Annotated in this window: 14 protein-coding genes; 6 read left to right on the top strand and 8 right to left on the bottom strand. The window is 58.1% G+C overall.

The genetic code is table 11. From position 1 onward, the window contains the following. Positions 1-6: 6 nt before the first annotated feature. Entirely contained in the window at positions 7-1317 is a 1311-nt protein-coding gene (gene rstB / locus E7738_RS05330) for a two-component system sensor histidine kinase RstB (protein ID WP_021506114.1), read from the bottom strand. Continuing rightward, positions 1317-2039 carry a two-component system response regulator RstA gene (gene rstA, locus E7738_RS05325; RefSeq protein ID WP_021506113.1) on the bottom strand — a complete coding sequence of 241 codons (723 nt, stop codon included), beginning with the start codon at positions 2037-2039 and terminating at the stop codon, positions 1317-1319. Before rstA ends, rstB begins: the two co-directional genes overlap by 1 nt. A 175-nt stretch (positions 2040-2214) precedes the next feature. On the opposite strand from rstA, the gene E7738_RS05320 reads away from it, so the two are divergent. Next, positions 2215-2628, top strand: a complete 414-nt coding sequence (locus E7738_RS05320) for a hypothetical protein (RefSeq protein ID WP_021506112.1) — start codon at positions 2215-2217, stop codon at positions 2626-2628. On the opposite strand, the gene E7738_RS05315 is transcribed toward E7738_RS05320, so the two are convergent. Then, positions 2629-4020 (bottom strand): basic amino acid/polyamine antiporter, encoded by a 1392-nt coding sequence (locus tag E7738_RS05315; RefSeq protein WP_021506111.1) that lies wholly within the window; start codon positions 4018-4020, stop codon positions 2629-2631. A gap of 206 nt (positions 4021-4226) precedes the next feature. Next, positions 4227-5183 carry a DUF1471 family protein YdgH gene (ydgH, locus tag E7738_RS05310; protein WP_021506110.1) on the bottom strand — a complete coding sequence of 319 codons (957 nt, stop codon included), beginning with the start codon at positions 5181-5183 and terminating at the stop codon, positions 4227-4229. A gap of 538 nt (positions 5184-5721) precedes the next feature. Between ydgH and pntA the strand changes: the two genes are divergently transcribed. Both pntA and pntB read left to right on the top strand, forming a co-directional pair. After that, positions 5722-7254 carry a Re/Si-specific NAD(P)(+) transhydrogenase subunit alpha gene (gene pntA / locus E7738_RS05305; protein WP_058774716.1) on the top strand — a complete coding sequence of 511 codons (1533 nt, stop codon included), beginning with the start codon at positions 5722-5724 and terminating at the stop codon, positions 7252-7254. An 11-nt stretch (positions 7255-7265) separates the two neighbouring features. Beyond that, positions 7266-8657, top strand: coding sequence for a Re/Si-specific NAD(P)(+) transhydrogenase subunit beta (pntB, locus tag E7738_RS05300; RefSeq protein WP_394516177.1), 1392 nt, complete (start codon positions 7266-7268; stop codon positions 8655-8657). A 76-nt stretch (positions 8658-8733) separates the two neighbouring features. Here the strand turns inward: pntB and uspE are convergent, their stop codons facing one another. Together uspE and E7738_RS05290 are read right to left on the bottom strand one after the other, a co-directional pair. After that, positions 8734-9690 (bottom strand): universal stress protein UspE, encoded by a 957-nt coding sequence (gene uspE, locus E7738_RS05295; RefSeq protein WP_215800133.1) that lies wholly within the window; start codon positions 9688-9690, stop codon positions 8734-8736. 119 nt (positions 9691-9809) lie between these two features. Next, complete coding sequence (locus tag E7738_RS05290) at positions 9810-10562, bottom strand: FNR family transcription factor (RefSeq protein WP_031279133.1); 753 nt, start codon at positions 10560-10562, stop codon at positions 9810-9812. A gap of 297 nt (positions 10563-10859) precedes the next feature. Between E7738_RS05290 and smrA the strand changes: the two genes are divergently transcribed. After that, positions 10860-11426: a DNA endonuclease SmrA gene (smrA, locus tag E7738_RS05285; protein WP_021506105.1), complete on the top strand. Its 567-nt coding sequence runs from the start codon at positions 10860-10862 to the stop codon at positions 11424-11426. On the opposite strand, the gene E7738_RS05280 is transcribed toward smrA, so the two are convergent. Further along, the gene (locus E7738_RS05280) at positions 11423-12343 is read right to left on the bottom strand and encodes a LysR substrate-binding domain-containing protein (protein ID WP_021506104.1); all 921 of its coding nucleotides are present in this window, start codon (positions 12341-12343) and stop codon (positions 11423-11425) included. The genes smrA and E7738_RS05280 overlap by 4 nt on opposite strands. Before the next feature lie 323 nt (positions 12344-12666). On the opposite strand from E7738_RS05280, the gene E7738_RS05275 reads away from it, so the two are divergent. Together E7738_RS05275 and E7738_RS05270 are read left to right on the top strand one after the other, a co-directional pair. Next, positions 12667-14001 carry an MFS transporter gene (locus E7738_RS05275; RefSeq protein WP_058758506.1) on the top strand — a complete coding sequence of 445 codons (1335 nt, stop codon included), beginning with the start codon at positions 12667-12669 and terminating at the stop codon, positions 13999-14001. 88 nt (positions 14002-14089) lie between these two features. Then, positions 14090-15430 carry a 2-oxoadipate dioxygenase/decarboxylase HglS gene (locus E7738_RS05270; RefSeq protein ID WP_125308767.1) on the top strand — a complete coding sequence of 447 codons (1341 nt, stop codon included), beginning with the start codon at positions 14090-14092 and terminating at the stop codon, positions 15428-15430. Positions 15431-15498: 68 nt separating this feature from the next. Here E7738_RS05270 and E7738_RS05265 read toward each other — a convergent pair whose 3' ends face one another. Continuing rightward, on the bottom strand, positions 15499-15933 hold the full coding sequence (locus E7738_RS05265; protein ID WP_058769762.1) for a DoxX family protein: 435 nt from the start codon (positions 15931-15933) through the stop codon (positions 15499-15501). Positions 15934-16055 lie beyond the last annotated feature (122 nt).

Genomic DNA, 16055 nt, shown 5'->3' with positions numbered 1-16055 from the left:
AGCTCCTTATGAAGGTAAGCGCGGCGTCACGTCGCGCAGGGGGAGATCAACCGGCCAGCAGAAGCGCACGCAGGCGCCACCCAGTGGACTGCTCTCAATCGAGACCTGGCCCTGCAGCGCCTGCGCAATAGAGTGCACAATCGCCAGACCGAGTCCGCAGCCGCCGGTGGCACGATCGCGGCTGGGATCGAGCCGTACGAAAGGCTCGAATACCCGCTGGCGTTCATCCGGCGGAATGCCCGGACCATCATCTTCAACCTGCAGATTGCCGATGGCGCCGTCAAACCACAGGCTGACGCGCAGCCGCTGCTGCGCATAGCGCAGGGCGTTATTAACGAGGTTATCCAGCACCCGCTCCATCAGGCGCGTATCTGCCGCGCCAATGTTTTCCAGCTGCGGAATATCCAGCGTAATGTGCGTTTGCGGATTCATGGTCTGCACGTCAGCGATGTGCACGCGCAGCCACTGGGCCAGATCGAAAGATTGCAGATTGAGGTCAACGCGCGGCCGGTCGAGGCGCGCATAGGTCAGCAGCTCCTCAATCAGGCTCTCCAGCTGGCCGACGTCACGGTTCAGCGCCGCGGATTCTGCCGCGCTGAGGTTTTCACTCATCTCCAGCCGGTAACGCAGCCGGACCAGCGGCGTGCGCAGCTCGTGCGCGATACCGTCAATCAGCTGTTTTTTACTCGCCACCAGGGTATTGATGTTGTCCGCCATCTGGTTGAACGCCACGCCAAGGCTGTGCAGGCTGGAGGTGTTTTCAAAATGGGTGCGCACGTCAAGCTCGCCGCGACCAAAGCGCTGAGCCGCTTTCTCCAGCCGCTGCATCTCCTGCCAGTGCGGCCGCAGCCAGATAAACACCGGCAGCGCCAGCGACATGCCAATAAACGCCAGCAGGGCGATATCAAGGATGCGCATCTGGTGCAGATAAAACAGGTAAGGAATCGGTCCGACCGACAGCACATAGTGGCTGCGCGGGATGTGCTGCAGGAAGGTGTACTGATCGTCGAGGGCGACGATCTCACCGGCGCGCAGCCGCTTCATATCGGCTTCGTCCAACTGATATTTGCTCATCGGTTCGATGTGCAGCTCAAAGGATAAATCAAGATCGAGGTTGCGGATGGTTTTGTTCCAGTCGCGCGGCGGGATCTCACGCAGTTCGCTGCGCATCAGAAACAGCGAGCTGGCCATCAGGTCGTTCATCGACTGGCGTCCGGCGCGCTCGGCGGTGAATTTGTACACCAGACCCACCAGCAGCGTCATCACCAGGAAGCAGACGAACAGCAGCAGATAGAACTGAATGAAGAGCTTTCTCATCAGGAGCGGGTATCCCAGGCCTGCGGCGCGAACAGATAGCCTTTGTTACGGATAGTTTTGATGCGGAACGGCTCGGTGGCGCTGTCGTACAGTTTCTTGCGCAGGCGTGAAATGGCGACATCGATGCTGCGATCCATGCCGTCATAGCTCACGCCGCGCAGGGTTTTCAGCAGCGCGTCACGGTCGAGAATTTCTCCGGCGTGGCTCGCCAGCTCCCACAGCAGGTCAAAATCGGCGGTCGAAAGGGTGATCGGTTCGTCGAAGAGGATCACCTGGCGGTTGAGCGCATCAATAGTGAGCGAACCGAACCGCAGCACCTTTTGCGAGCTCTGCACGGCGGGTGCGGCTTCCGGTTTGGCCACGTGCGCCTGGCGCAGATGCAGCCGCAGCCGCGCCAGCAACACCGCCGGCGGCGTGGTTTTCAGAATATAGTCATTGGCGCCCATCTCCAGCGCCAGAATGTGGTTCATGTCGCTGTCGAGCGAGGTCAGCAGCACAATCGGGCCCTGCCAGTGCGCACGTAAATCGCGGCACAGCGTCATGCCATCTTTGCCCGGCAGCATGATATCCAGTAACACCAGATCCGGATCGGCGGCGAGAATGGTCGCTTCCGCGCGATCGCCGCGCGTCTCAACCAGCACCTCAATATCGTGGCGGCCAAGATAAGCCGCAATCAGTTCGCCGACTTCCGGCTCATCTTCCACATAGACAATTTTGTTCATAATGCTCTGTCATGGCTGAGAATGTCAGCAGCATAGCTTTTCCTGGTCCTGAGCTCTACGCTACCGCACGAATTATCCTTGTCTTACTGGTATGTACACCGTGAAATGTGCCATTATTACCGGCGCGTTCTGGCGCAAGGTTCGGAATCGTACTGAAAACAGGAGGAGTGCGAGGGTGTCTGATAAAGAGCTGGCTTCAGCCGGATACAGTGACCGCATCTGCTTCAACTACAGTGACTTCCTTTCCGCTTCCTGCAAAAAACGCTGGAGCTTTGTCGATGCCATTTACGGCGTGATGCCAATTTTTGGCATGGTGACGCGCAAGTCCGGGCACAGTTTACAGGCCAGCGACGACCATCTGAAAGAATTAGCATTACAAATCATTTCAACCCAGGTCAGCGACGAAATTAACATCGCCCGACTGATCACTCTGGCCGAACAGCAGCACATCAGCCGCTTCGATATCCAGCTGCCTTATCCGCTGTCCGCTGAGCAGCTTGACGCCATCCATCTGGAATACCGCAAGCCGCTCAATCTGACACAGCAGAACGATCTGCTGTGCGTTTCCATTCCTTTACAACCACACTGATTAGCGCGTCAGCTGCCACAGCGCGGGCAGTGAGGCGGCAATTAATAGCACGATGGCGATGCGCTCCAGCGCAAACAGCGGTTGATCGCCGCGGCCGCCGCGTCGTGCATACAGGAACAGCAGCAGACCCGGCGCGTAAAGCACCACTGACAACAGCAGATGCAGCGGCCCCGAGGCGTAGAGCAGCCAGAGTCCATAGGCGCTGGCACCGAGACCGGTCAACAGGGCCAGCGGTTTGTGCTGACCGCGTACCACTTTGACCAGATACAGACCGACCAGCAGATAGGGCACGAGGATCATTTCTGAGGCGATAGTCAGCAGCGTGTTGTAATCCGCGCCGGTAACCGCAATCAGAATCAGGCACACCTGCACGCTGCCGTTAGTCAGCCACAGCGACGCCGCCGGCGCGTTATGGCGGTTCTGCCGGGCAATGCTGCGCGGAAACGCGCCCTGCTGCGCGGCGAGGAATGGGACTTCCGCCGCCATAATGGTCCAGCTGAGATAGGCGCCGCACACCGAGATAATCAGGCCAACCGCAATCACCGCATCGCCCCAGTGACCCAGCAGGCGTTCCATCAGACCGGCCATCGACGGATTGCGCATCTGCGCCAGTTCCGCACGCGGCACCACGCCAAGCGACAGCAACGTCACCAGCAGATAGACCAGCAGCGCGGCCAGCACCGCCAGCAGCGTGGCGCGCCCGACATCTTTCTTGTGGCGCGCGCGGGCAGAGACCACCACCGCGCCTTCCACGCCAATAAATACCCACAGAGTGATCAGCATGGTCTGTTTAACCTGCTGCCACAGCGGCTGGCCGAGCGCCGCGCCGTCAAAGTCAAAACGGAAGCGATCGTAATTAAACGCCAGCAGCGCCAGCACCACGAACAGCAACAGCGGCACCAGTTTGCCCAGCGTCGCCAGCAGGTTGATACTGGCTGCGGTCTGGACGCCGCGCAGCACCAGCCAGTGCACCAGCCACAGCAGCACGGAAGCGCCGAGCATCGCCTGCCAGGTGTTGCCATCGCCAAACACGATGCGATCCGGCGTATCGGTAAAGAAGCTCAGCGCTGAAAACACAATCACCAGATACGAGACGTTAGCAATTACCGCGCACAGCCAGTAGCCCCATGCCGAGCAGAAGCCGGTCAGCTCGCCGAAGCCGGCGCGCGCGTAGGTGAAGATGCCGCCATCCAGTTCCGGCCGCAGGCGCGTCAGCAGCAACATGGCCAGCGACAGAAAGAGGATACCGACACCGGTGATCAGCCAGCCGATCAGCAGCGCCGCCGGACCGGCAACCGCCGCCATATTTTGTGGCAGGCTAAAGACGCCCGCGCCGAGCATCGAGCTGAGCACCAGCGCAGTGAGCGCGCTAAGACCTAATTTTTTATCCAAAACGCCATTCCTGAGCAGCAGAGTGTGCTGGGTAGTAGTTGTTCAGCCAGAGTGTAACGTGGCAATCAGTCCCGTTTAAAACGGAATACCCTGAAAACAGGCGGCAGATTTTACGGAGAGCGAACGGTGAAGGCAATGCAAGACTATGCAGATTTGCACACGGATTATGCAAACGGCAGGGCGACGGGCGCCGCCCTGCGCGGGGATTATTTAAACAGGTCAGCAGTGACGGTCAGGTTGCCGCCGCTCTGGTTCTGCCACTGGCGCGTAATGTGATAGTACTTCGCGCCTTTGGCGATGGCGCGTTTGCCCACGGCTTCTGAGATCTCGGTTGGCGTGCCGAAGTGATCGGAGAAGGAGATGGTGTCAAACGGCTGCATCTGTGCGGCCGTGATCGCATTGACTTCCTGCACGCTGCGGCCATCCGGCTGCGTCACCGTATAACGCTGACCGGTAGAGCTTTGGGTTTCAAAGAAACGACCCACGCTGGTGCTTGGCGTATCTGAGGAAGCAACGCCAGGGATCGCCACTTTCTTCGCCGCTGCGCCGCCCGCAGCCAGGGCTGCTTTACCGGCTTCTGAATCAGCCGGAATGGAGTCAGACGTATCCTGTACCACGCGCGCTTTGGCATCGGCTTTATACACGTAGGCGGTCACGTACTGGTTGCCACCGTTGTTAGCATCCACCTGACGCACAATAAAGAAGGAGGCCGCGCCTTTGTTTTTTGCCGCTTTGGCGATAGCTTCGTTCACGTCCGGCTGGCTGGAGAAGAAGCCGCTGACGGAGACGGTGTCAAACGGCTCAAGGCGATACGCTTCGGCCTTCGGCAGCTCTTTCACGCCGTTGAACATCCGGTATTGCGTGCTTTGTTCCACTTTCGCTGCATTGGCTTTGTACAGATCGGCGGTAACGCGCCAGTTGCCACCGTTACCGTTGCTGTCGTTGATGCCCTGCACGTAGAAAGAGTCCGCGCCTTTGGCGTCGGCGGCTTTAGACACGGCGTCTGTTGCATCGCCAATTGCATTAAAACGGCCGCTAATATTGATGCGTTCGAATGGTTTTAACGCGGCCGCTTGTTCTGGCGTTAACTCTTTGGCAGCAAACGCATTGGCTGCCAGCAGTGATAACAGGGTTGACGCCAGAATGGTGTTCTTCAGCTTCATAAAAATGATCCTTCGCCTTACGCAAATTGAGTACGAAAACGTGCTGGACTCTTGATGTATAACAGATTAGCCGCTGATTATTGCATGTAATAATCGGCCTGTCTCAGCCAATTTATGCGCATAACATTGACAATCCCAGCATTTTATTCATCTGCCTGTCATCTTTCGCTGTTATGGCTTTTTTTTGGTCAGCTTACCGCTTTAACCGGTATCGCTTAGTACCATAATAGTTAACGCATTGTTAAATATAGGTTTTTAAAAACAGTTAATTCGTCATGACACGATTAGGCACAGCAGATTATTTTCCATAATGCCGCAAACCTGGTGGCATCCCGCGGTATTCATCGCTGGCATCTGAATATCTGTGTGAATGTCATAAGTGTGCGTTATGGCGCTAGATCGTCCTGGGCATTTTCAGTAGGTTATAAAGACTTTGTTACATAGTGCATTTCGCTAATAAAAAGCTGAAACAGCGTTTCGGCTTTTAAGCATGTGCCCCTTACAGAACCTCATCCTTTAATCATGGAAAGGAAACAGTATGTTAATTGGGATACCCAAAGAGCGGTTAGCCAATGAGTCCCGCGTCGCAGCGACGCCAAAGACCGTTGAGCAGCTCATCAAGCTGGGATTCAGCGTCACCGTTGAGCAGGGCGCCGGGTTGCGCGCCAGCTTTGATGATGACAGTTTTATCGCCGCCGGTGCCAGCATCAGTCATCCGCAGGATGTCTGGCAGTCCGACATCGTGCTGAAGGTGAACGCGCCAGACGACAGCGAGATCGCCCTGATGCGCGCGGGCAGCACGCTGGTGAGCTTTATCTGGCCAGCGCAGAACCCGGCGCTGCTGGAGAAATTAGCCGCACGCAATATCACCGTGATGGCGATGGATTCCGTACCGCGTATTTCGCGCGCGCAGTCGCTCGATGCGCTCAGCTCGATGGCGAACATCGCCGGTTACCGGGCCATTGTCGAAGCAGCCCATGAGTTTGGCCGCTTCTTCACCGGGCAAATCACCGCCGCCGGTAAAGTGCCACCGGCAAAAGTGATGGTCATCGGGGCTGGCGTGGCCGGTCTGGCGGCGATTGGCGCGGCGGGCAGCCTCGGTGCCATCGTGCGCGCCTTCGATACCCGTCCGGAAGTGAAGGAGCAGGTGCAAAGTATGGGCGCCGAGTTCCTTGAACTCGACTTTGAAGAGGAAGCGGGCAGCGGCGACGGTTACGCCAAAGTGATGTCCGAGGCCTTTATCAAGGCGGAGATGGCGCTGTTCGCGGCGCAGGCGCAGGAAGTGGACATTATCGTCACCACCGCGCTAATCCCGGGCAAACCGGCACCGAAGCTGATCACCGCAGAGATGGTGGCCAGCATGAAGCCGGGCAGCGTGATTGTTGATCTCGCGGCAGCCACCGGCGGTAACTGCGATCTGACCGTCGCCGACCGCGTCACGCTGAGCGACAACGGCGTCAAAATCATCGGCTATACCGATCTGCCGAGCCGGCTGCCAACGCAGTCCTCGCAGCTGTACGGCACCAACCTGGTGAACCTGCTGAAGCTGCTGTGTAAAGAGAAAAACGGCGAGATCGTGGTTGATTTTGACGATGTCGTGGTGCGCGGCGTCACGGTAATTCGTGACGGCGAAGTGACCTGGCCTGCGCCACCAATTCAGGTCTCTGCTGCGCCACAGGCCGCAAAACCTGCCGCACAGCCGCAGGTGAAAGCGGCAGAGAAGCCCGCTGCGCCGTGGCGCAAGTATCTGCTGCTGGCGCTCGCGGTAGTGCTGTTCGGCTGCCTGGCCAACGTCGCGCCAGCGGAATTCCTGTCGCACTTTACCGTGTTCGCGCTTGCCTGCGTCGTCGGGTATTACGTGGTGTGGAACGTCAGTCACGCGCTGCATACACCGTTAATGTCCGTCACCAACGCCATCTCCGGCATTATTGTGGTGGGCGCGGTGCTGCAGATGGGCCATGGCGGCTGGGTCACCTTCCTGGCGTTTATCGCCGTCCTGATTGCCAGCATCAATATCTTCGGTGGTTTCACCGTCACCCAGCGCATGCTGAAAATGTTTCGTAAGAATTAAGGGGTAACAACATGTCTGGCGGATTAGTGACTGCAGCATACATTGTTGCCGCAATTCTGTTTATTTTCAGCCTGGCCGGGCTCTCGAAGCATGAGACCTCAAAGCAGGGCAATATCTTTGGTATCAGCGGCATGGCGCTGGCGCTGCTCGCCACCATTTTTGGTCCGCACAGCGGCAACGTGGCGTGGATTCTGCTGGCGATGGTGATCGGCGGTGCGATTGGCGTGCGTCTGGCGAAGAAAGTCGAAATGACCGAAATGCCGGAGCTGGTGGCGATTTTGCACAGCTTTGTCGGTCTGGCGGCGGTGCTGGTCGGGTTCAACAGCTACCTTGACCACGCGCCAGGACTGTCGGCAGTGATGGAAAATATCCATCTGACCGAAGTGTTCCTCGGCATCTTTATCGGTGCGGTGACCTTCACCGGCTCGGTGGTGGCATTTGGCAAACTGCGCGGCAAGATCTCCTCAAAAGCGCTGATGCTGCCGCATCGCCATAAAATGAACCTGGCGGCGCTGGTGGTCTCATTCCTGCTGATGCTGTGGTTTGTGCGTACCGACAGCACCGCTGCACAGGTCGTTGCGCTGCTCCTTATGACGGTGATTGCGCTGGTGTTCGGCTGGCATCTGGTGGCGTCGATTGGCGGTGCGGATATGCCGGTGGTGGTCTCGATGCTCAACTCCTATTCGGGCTGGGCGGCGGCGGCGGCGGGCTTTATGTTGAGCAACGACCTGCTGATCGTCACCGGTGCGCTGGTGGGCTCCTCCGGTGCCATCCTGTCGTACATTATGTGTAAAGCGATGAACCGTTCCTTTATCAGCGTGATTGCCGGCGGGTTCGGCACTGACGTGAGCGGTGCCGACGCGGGCGAAGAGGCGGGTGAACACCGTGAAATCAGCGCGGAAGAGACGGCAGAACTGCTGAAAAACTCGACCTCGGTGATCATCACGCCGGGCTACGGTATGGCGGTCGCCCAGGCGCAGTATCCGGTGGCAGAGATCACCGAGAAACTGCGCGCGCGCGGTATCAAGGTGCGTTTCGGTATTCACCCGGTCGCCGGTCGTTTGCCGGGGCACATGAACGTGCTGCTGGCGGAAGCCAAAGTGCCGTACGATGTGGTGCTGGAGATGGATGAGATCAACGATGATTTCAGCGATACCGACACCGTGCTGGTTATCGGTGCCAACGACACCGTGAACCCGGCGGCGCAGGACGATCCGCGCAGCCCGATTGCCGGCATGCCGGTGCTGGAAGTGTGGAAAGCGCAAAACGTTATCGTGTTCAAACGCTCAATGAACACCGGTTACGCCGGGGTGCAGAACCCGCTGTTCTTCAAAGAGAACACCCAGATGCTGTTTGGCGATGCCAAAGCCAGCGTTGAGGGCATTCTGCGCGCGCTGTCATAAAAGAAAAGGGCGGTGATATCACCGCCCTGACAAGCCTGAACCACCGGGGCGGCTCATCATGGCCGCCCCGTTTAATTTAATCTTCGTCATCTTCCTCATCGTCGAGGTCAATCGGCGATTTGAAATCATCCGGCTTAATCGCCAGCAAATCACAACGCAGGTGATCGATCACCTGTTCAGCGGTATTGCCGAGAAACGCAGCTGACAGACCGGTACGACCGATGGTGCCCAGCACCACAATCCCGGCGTCGAGATGCGAAGCGATATCCGGGATGACTTCTTCCGGCAGGCCCTTCGCCACGTGGGTAAACTCCTCGCCGATGGAGAATTTCTGGCGCAGCGCTTTCATCGCCACCAGATGCTGGCCGCGAATGGCATCGTTATAGACGCTGGGATCAAAATCCGGCAGTTCGATGGCAATGTTAATCGGCGTGACGGGATAGGCGCCCACCAGATGCACCTCGGTGTGATTCACCATTTCGGCCAGCCGCGTGGTCTCGCGGATCAGTTTTTGATTAAGCTCATCATGATGCGGTTCCTCGCTGGCGAGGTTTACCGCCACCACCGCTTTGCCGCCTTCCGGCCACGGCTGGTCTTTTACCATCCATACCGGGCACGGGCACTTACGCAGCAGGTGCCAGTCGGTGGGTGTGAAAATCACTGCTTCCAGACGATCGTGCTGGTGCGCCATCTTCAGGACCAAATCATGCTGATGCGCCAGCACTTCCTGAATGATGGCTTCGTACGGCCGGTTATGCCACACCACTTTGATCTCGATATCCACGCCGGCTTCCAGATAGGCCTGCGCCTGTTCGCGGATCCATTCGGTACGCTGGCTAATCACCCCTTTGCGCATGTTGACGCGCTCGTCGGGCGACAGCAGGGTGGTCATTTCGTAGGAGAAGTCGTAGATAGGCAGGAAGGCTTTGATTTTTCCGCCGATACGTTGATTGAGATACACCGCACGCCGCAGCGCCGGCTGGTCGTCCTGCTGAGCATCAATCGCCACCAGAATATGCTGATACCGGGACATAAGGCACTCTCCTCAAACCAAAGCGAAGTTGGATTAAAGATAGCCTAAGATGGCGCAGGGCAGAAGCGGAAAAGTTGTTGCCGGATCAATAAAATAACATTTATCGACCCGGCAGGCGGTTACGCTGCCTGATCGGTCTGGCCGGCCAGTTCAGCCAGCAGCGCATGGTTTTCGATGGTGATATATTTGCCTTTCACCGCCAGCATGCCGCTTTTCTGGAAACGTCCCAGCAGACGGCTGATGGTTTCGACGGTGAGTCCCAGATAGTTACCGATGTCGCCGCGCGTCATGGTCAGGCGGAATTCACGCTGTGAGAAACCGCGCTGGCCGAAGCGACGCGACAGGTTCCAGATAAACGCCGCCAGACGCTCTTCCGCGTTCTTTTTCGACAGCAGCAGGATCATATCCTGATCGCCTTTGATCTCGCCGCTCATCAGACGCATCATCTGCTGACGCAGCGCCGGCATTTTACCGGACAGATCGTCGAGGGTTTCAAACGGGATTTCACAGACCATGGCTGTTTCCAGCGCCTGAGCGAAGCTCGGATGATGCGCGCTGACGATAGCGTCAAAGCCCACCAGATCGCCCGCCAGATGGAAACCGGTGATCTGTTCATCACCCTGTTCGGTAATGGTGTAACTTTTAATGGTGCCGGAGCGGATAGCATAAAGGGATTTCAGTTCATCACCGGCTTTGAACAGCGTCTGGCCTTTCTGAATCGGCTTTTTGCGTTCAATAATATTGTCCAGCTGATCCAGTTCATGTTCGTTCAGCGTGAAGGGAATACACAACTGGCTGATACTGCAATCCTGACAGTGGATGGCACAACCGCCAGACTGAATACGTCGAATGCTGCGTTTTTCCGGGATCATATAGGTACGCTCGATGATTATTGACTGTCGTCAATTTTAACATTTTTCTTTGTCATGTGAACTCATCCGAGCAGTAATAATGATCAAAACCGCACAAATGCTGGGTATTCGCGGCTTTGATGTCTGCAAATGACCAGCCGGTTTTTGATCTGGAACGTTTTCTTTCCATATTTACATCCGGACACAACCTGATCCCGCGCAGAAAGTGACGGATGTGATAGCCGATAACCTTTGCTACTATTTTGCTTTCGGGTGGCATGTTGCGCCCGATTCACCACCAGGCGTGAGGAAAACACCATGAACCTTGATGATGAAGACCTTTTCCGCGATGCCATGGGTGATGTAACCCCGTTAAAAGATTGCGCCAACACCCAGTGGCTGCGCGCGCCGTCTACCAAAGCGCCGCGCCAGCAGCCGCATGACGACGCACCGGAAAACTTCCTGACGCGCGGCTTCCTTGAGATTATCCCGCGCGACACGCCGCTGGAATATAAAGCCGATGGCATTCAGCAGGGCGTGCTCGATAAGTTGCGGCTGGGCAAATATACGCTGGACGCCAGTCTTAATCTGTTACGCCAGCCGGTGGAGACCTGCCGGCAATCGCTGTTCAGCTTTATGCTGGAAGCGCGCAAACAGGGCCTGCGCAATCTGCTGATTATTCATGGTAAAGGGCGGGATGATGAAGCGCACGCCAATATTGTCCGCAGCTACGTGGCACGCTGGCTGCGGCAATTTGACGACGTTCAGACCTTCTGCAGCGCGCAACCGCAGCACGGTGGCAGCGGTGCAGTCTATGTCGGGCTGCGCAAAACCGATCGCGCGCGCCTCGACAATCGCGAACGCCACGCCAAACGCAGCCGTTAACTGTGAAATTTGCGGATGGTGGCCATCAGCACTTCCGCGCTTAACGAGAGCGAGTGGCCGCTGCGGGTAATAATACCTACCGGCTCGCCGGGGCCAGGCGATGCGATTGGCAGCGCGCTGAGCGCATTGTGACTTAAATCTTCCTTCACCGCGCCGGATGGCACAAACCACACATAGTCATAACGCAGCGCCAGCTGGCGGGCCAGCGAGGTGGACGAGGTTTCGACACAGTTGCCCGGCAGCGAGCAGCCTTGTTCATCCAGCATGTGCTGGGCAATACGCCGCGGCGCGGTGCCTTCAGGCGATATCACCACCGGCCACTGCATGGCGCGGGAAAGTGTGACGTTGTCACTTAAAAGCGGGTGTTCCGGTCGCACCACCAGCTTGAGCGATTCGAGAAACAGCAATTCGTAGGTCAGGCCGGTCATCATTTCGCTGTCCGCCATACGGCCAATGCCAATATCAAACTCCCCGGCGCGCAGGCCAGCCAGCAGCACATTATTGTGCAGCGTGGCCACCTGTACCGTGGTGTTCGGCTGCTGTTCATGGAAGCGATCCAGGATCTGCGGCAGCATCCCCATGGCGGCGGTGGTGAGGGCGCCAAGGCGGATCACGATCGGGCGTCCGGAAACCGGCGAGTTGAAACTTTGTCCGGCGTGGTTAAGCGCATCCAGTACTTTCACCGCGTGGGTCAGAAACTGTTCTCCCAGCGTCGTCAGCTGAGCACCGAGACGACCGCGCTCAAACAGACGGGCGCCCGCCAGTTCCTCCAGCTCATTCAGCGTCTTAGACAGCGCCGGCTGACTCAGATTGAGGGTTTCCGCCGCGCGGCCCAGCGTGCCCTGTTGCGCGACTGCCACAAAGGTGTGTAAATGGCGCAGACGAATGCGCTGATTAAAGAGATGATTTTTGTCCATAAACGCCAGCGTAATGAGTCAGAGCGGTCAGCGGCAAGTGGCTGACCGAGATTCTGTTAACTTACCTGCAAAATTATATTAACAAAAACGGTCAGCGTGAGAGGTTTTAGTAAGTGGCTGTATTGGTTGGCTTTATAAATAACCGGGCGTCCGGGCGCGTTTCTGCATTCAGCGTTATCAGTAGGTTAGCGGGTAAAATGTTGAATAATTCTCAATTTCACTTAAAAATCCTGCCCGTTATTGTTAACGATGCGCTATCATAAGCGCCGTTTTTTTTACCAAAACTGATGACCTATTCGTGATAATCCTGCAGGAGTGGTACCGTGACCAGCGCTGAAGCCATTGACGTCCGCCAGCTCATCAACCAGAGCGCGTTAAGCAGCTGGCAGAAGCGTTTAATTGCGCTGTGCTTTGTCGTGGTGGCGCTGGATGGCATGGATATCGCGCTGATGGGCTTTATCGCGCCGACGCTGAAAGCCAGCTGGGGCGTGACCAATCATCAGTTGGGGATGGTGATCAGCGCGGCGCTAATTGGGCTGGCGCTGGGTGCCATGGTGGCTGGACCGCTGGCCGATCGCTACGGCCGCCGCGTGATGATTCTGCTCAGCGTGCTGTTTTTTGGCCTCTGGACGCTGGCGACCGCCATGGCGCAAAACATCGAACAGATGATGCTGTTCCGCTTCCTCACCGGTCTGGGACTGGGAGCGGCGATGCCCAACGTCGGCACGCTGGTGGCCGAATACGCGCCCGAGCGGCGTCGCTCGTTTATTATCACCGTGGTGTTCTGCGGCTTCACCTTTGGCGCGGCCTCCGGCGGTTTTGCCGCCTCGTGGCTGCTGCCGCGCTATGACTGGCATTCGGTGATGCTGATGGGCGGCGTGCTGCCGCTGCTGGTGCTGCCGTTTCTGCTGCGCGGCCTGCCGGAGTCGGTGCGCTTTCTCATCAGCCAGCGCGCGCCTGCTGCGCGCATTCACGCCATTCTGGCGCGCATGCTGCCGGGCAGCGTCCGGCCTGACAGCCATTTTCAAAGCAGTGAACCGCTGGCCGCGCGCCACGGTGCAGTGGCCACCGTCGTCTCACCCCGCTATCTGTTTGGCAGCCTGATGCTGTGGGGCGGCTACTTCATGGGGCTGTTTCTGGTCTACCTGATTGGCAGCTGGCTGCCATCGCTGATTAACACGCTGGGCATGTCTGTCACCGAAGCGGCCATCGTCACCGCCATGTATCAGGCGGGCGGCACCGTTGGCTCACTGTTTGCCGGCTGGCTGATGGACCGCATCAACGCCAATCTGGCGCTGGCCATCATTTACTTTTGCGGCGGCATCGCCATCGTGGCGCTCGGGTTTTCCCCGGCGCAGGTCGGGTTGATGAGCGCCATCGCCTTCTGCAGCGGCTTCTGTTTTAACGGTGCCAACACCGGCATGAATGCACTCTCGGCCAGTTACTATCCCACCCATGCCCGCGCGACCGGCTCCAGCTGGATGCACGGCGTCGGCCGCATCGGCGCGATCATCAGCGCCTTCGTCGGCGCTGAGCTGCTGTCCCTCGGCTGGTCGTTTAGCCAGATCTTTCTGCTGCTGGCGTTGCCGGCGGCGCTAACCACGCTGATGCTGGTACTGAAATGTCGCTTTGGTGACCAGCCGCGCGCCACCGAGTGACAGGGCGATCACAGTTCCGCGAAAATGTTACCCGCCGCTAAAGGGTTGATCTACAGTAGCAGCAATCCTTTAGCCCAAGGTGATGACCATGGATAACTTTCTCACCCGCGATGCCATCCGCACGCTGTTCTCTCAGGCCATGTCGGCCATGTACCAGCAGGAGGTGCCGCAGTATGGTACCCTGACGCAGCTGGTTACCGCCGTTAACGAACGCACCTTAGAAGCGCAGCCGGCGCTGAAAAACCGTCTGGCTGCCGCCGATGAGCTGAGCCGGCTCGGCGTGGAGCGTCACGGTGCTATTCGCGTCGGCACTGCCGCAGAGCTCAGCACGCTGCGGCAGATGTTTGCCGTGATGGGGATGGAGCCGGTGGGCTATTACGATCTGTCACAGGCGGGCGTGCCGGTGCACTCTACTGCTTTTCGCCCGGTCAGCGACAGCGCGCTGCGGCGCAATCCCTTCCGCGTTTTCACCTCGCTGCTGCGGCTGGAGCTGATCGACGATGCCGCACTGCGCGACAAAGCCACGGCTATTCTGGCGGCGCGCGACATCTTCACGCCTGGCTGCCGGGCACTGATCGCGCAGCATCAGCAGCAGGGCGGTCTCAATGCTGCCGATGCCGCCCGCTTTGTTCAGGAGGCGCTGGAAACCTTTCGCTGGCATGCGCACACCACGGTAGACAGCGCCACCTACCGCGCGCTGAGCCAGCAGCATCGCCTGATTGCCGACGTCGTGTGCTTCCGCGGCTGCCACATCAATCACCTGACGCCACGCACGCTGGACATCGATCGCGTGCAGGCCCTGATGCCTTCGCGCGGCATCGAACCGAAAATCCTGATTGAGGGGCCGCCGCCGCGCGCGGTGCCGATTCTGCTGCGCCAGACCAGCTTCAAAGCGCTGGAAGAGGCGGTGCATTTTAATGATGGCACGCCTGGCACCCATACCGCGCGCTTTGGTGAAATTGAGCAGCGCGGCGCGGCGCTTACGCCTAAAGGCCGCGCGCTGTACGACCGGCTGCTGGCGCAGGCCGGTACCGGCAGCGATAACCAGCAGCATCAGCAGCACCTCAGCGCGGTGTTTCGTGATTTTCCTGATGATGAACAGACGCTGCGCGAGCAGGAGCTGGCGTGGTTCCGCTACCGTCTGACGCCGCAGGGCGAGCATCAGCCGCCGCGCGCCGGGGAAACCGTGGCGCAGCTGCTGGCCACCGGACGTTTACAGGCGGAACCGATTGTCTACGAAGATTTTCTGCCGGTGAGCGCGGCCGGCATCTTCCAGTCTAATCTGGGCAACCAGACTCAGGCGCGCAGCGCCGGCAATGCCAGTCGTGCTGATTTTGAAGCCGCGCTCGGTGCCGCCGTGCAGGATGAGATGGTGCTGTATCAGCAGACTCAACAGCGCAGTCTGGCGCGCTGCGGCGTGCAGGAGTAGGGCGTAAAAAAGCGGCCTGAAAAGTGACAGGATCACTTTTACAGGCCGGCTGGTTTTCTTTCTAATGATTATTGCAGGCGTGCGTCGCGCACCAGCGTATATTTTCCGGCACCCAGGAACAGGATGGCCAGCGCGCCCAGCAGGTAAAGCGCTTCCGTTTCCAGCGACCAGGCGCCGACATCGGTGCGATGCCAGAGTGCGCCCATTTTCACCAGCAGCGTTGCGACTACCATGTTAACGGCAATGATAAAGGCCGCCGGGCGCGTCAGCAGGCCAACGATGACCATAATGGGTGCCACAATTTCCCCGATGTAAGCACCGTAAGCGATGAAACCTGGCATGCCTTTGACGCTGAGCAGATGGGCGATCCAGCCGACGCCATGAATCGCCTTAAACTCGCCATGAAACAGCAACAGCCCGCCGAAGGTTAAGCGTAACAGCAATTTACCGAAATCCGGGTGATCGCTCATCCGGGTGAACAGCTGATTGATGCCAGCAAACATCGCGTCTCTCCGTCACGCCAGGTTAACTTGCAACCATAAAACAGAATGCACCGCTGCAGTTAACCAAAAAATTTGATGAGGTTGTTCAATGAATCGGTCGCTTATTCGGCTTAATCTGCAAA

Source organism: Pantoea sp. SGAir0430 (genome assembly GCF_043549295.1).
Note: the sequence above shows the minus strand (reverse complement) of the source record. Positions and strands in the feature narration are given on the sequence as shown.